Raw genomic sequence first — 1,744 nt, 5'->3', positions numbered from 1 at the left:
TTTTTGAACCCTTTGTGGTTCCTTTGGATCGGACTGAGCAGTTCAGCTTGGTCTGGCCAGTATCGTTGAATGCTGCGGGCTCTTTTGGGGGTTCGTGGTGTTTCTCTTCTTTTACGGAGAGTTTGATCCTGGCTCAGGACGAACGCTGGCGGCGTGCTTAACACATGCAAGTCGAACGGTGAAGTCCCAGCTTGCTGGGATGGATCAGTGGCGAACGGGTGAGTAACACGTGAGCAACCTGCCCTCCACTTCGGGATAAGCCTTGGAAACGGGGTCTAATACCGGATATGAGCTCGCATCGCATGGTGTGGGTTGGAAAGTTTTTCGGTGGGGGATGGGCTCGCGGCCTATCAGCTTGTTGGTGGGGTGATGGCCTACCAAGGCGTCGACGGGTAGCCGGCCTGAGAGGGCGACCGGCCACACTGGGACTGAGACACGGCCCAGACTCCTACGGGAGGCAGCAGTGGGGAATATTGCACAATGGGCGAAAGCCTGATGCAGCGACGCCGCGTGAGGGATGACGGCCTTCGGGTTGTAAACCTCTTTCAGCAGGGAAGAAGCGCAAGTGACGGTACCTGCAGAAGAAGCGCCGGCTAACTACGTGCCAGCAGCCGCGGTAATACGTAGGGCGCAAGCGTTGTCCGGAATTATTGGGCGTAAAGAGCTCGTAGGCGGTCTGTCGCGTCTGGTGTGAAATCCCGAGGCTCAACCTCGGGCTTGCATCGGGTACGGGCAGACTAGAGTGCGGTAGGGGAGACTGGAATTCCTGGTGTAGCGGTGGAATGCGCAGATATCAGGAGGAACACCGATGGCGAAGGCAGGTCTCTGGGCCGCAACTGACGCTGAGGAGCGAAAGCATGGGGAGCGAACAGGATTAGATACCCTGGTAGTCCATGCCGTAAACGTTGGGCACTAGGTGTGGGGCTCATTCCACGAGTTCCGTGCCGCAGCTAACGCATTAAGTGCCCCGCCTGGGGAGTACGGCCGCAAGGCTAAAACTCAAAGGAATTGACGGGGGCCCGCACAAGCGGCGGAGCATGCGGATTAATTCGATGCAACGCGAAGAACCTTACCAAGGCTTGACATGTACGAGAACACGCTAGAGATAGCGGACTCTTTGGACACTCGTACACAGGTGGTGCATGGTTGTCGTCAGCTCGTGTCGTGAGATGTTGGGTTAAGTCCCGCAACGAGCGCAACCCTCGTCCTATGTTGCCAGCGGGTTATGCCGGGGACTCATGGGAGACTGCCGGGGTCAACTCGGAGGAAGGTGGGGATGACGTCAAATCATCATGCCCCTTATGTCTTGGGCTTCACGCATGCTACAATGGCCGGTACAGAGGGCTGCGATACCGTAAGGTGGAGCGAATCCCAAAAAGCCGGTCTCAGTTCGGATTGGGGTCTGCAACTCGACCCCATGAAGTCGGAGTCGCTAGTAATCGCAGATCAGCAACGCTGCGGTGAATACGTTCCCGGGCCTTGTACACACCGCCCGTCAAGTCACGAAAGTTGGTAACACCCGAAGCTCATGGCCCAACCGGTTTTCCGGGGGGAGTGGTCGAAGGTGGGACTGGCGATTGGGACTAAGTCGTAACAAGGTAGCCGTACCGGAAGGTGCGGCTGGATCACCTCCTTTCTAAGGAGCATCTGATACCCCCGCGAAGCTTCGCGGCTGGTGCCTGCCGGGTTTTCTGGTGGGTGTCGGTGGTGGGGTGGGGGTCAGGCAGACCATCGTAGGCGCCGT

Annotated in this window: 1 rRNA gene; it reads left to right on the top strand. The window is 57.9% G+C overall.

Going from position 1 to position 1,744, the window contains the following annotated elements:
* Nucleotides 1-110 precede the first annotated feature (110 nt).
* Nucleotides 111-1,636: ribosomal RNA gene (locus ACH436_RS20635) — 16S ribosomal RNA — on the top strand.
* The last annotated feature ends 108 nt before the right edge of the window (nucleotides 1,637-1,744 follow it).

The sequence above is a fragment of the Isoptericola sp. NPDC019693 genome (assembly GCF_044389085.1).
In the GTDB taxonomy this organism is placed as follows: domain Bacteria; phylum Actinomycetota; class Actinomycetes; order Actinomycetales; family Cellulomonadaceae; genus Isoptericola.
Note: the sequence above shows the minus strand (reverse complement) of the source record. Positions and strands in the feature narration are given on the sequence as shown.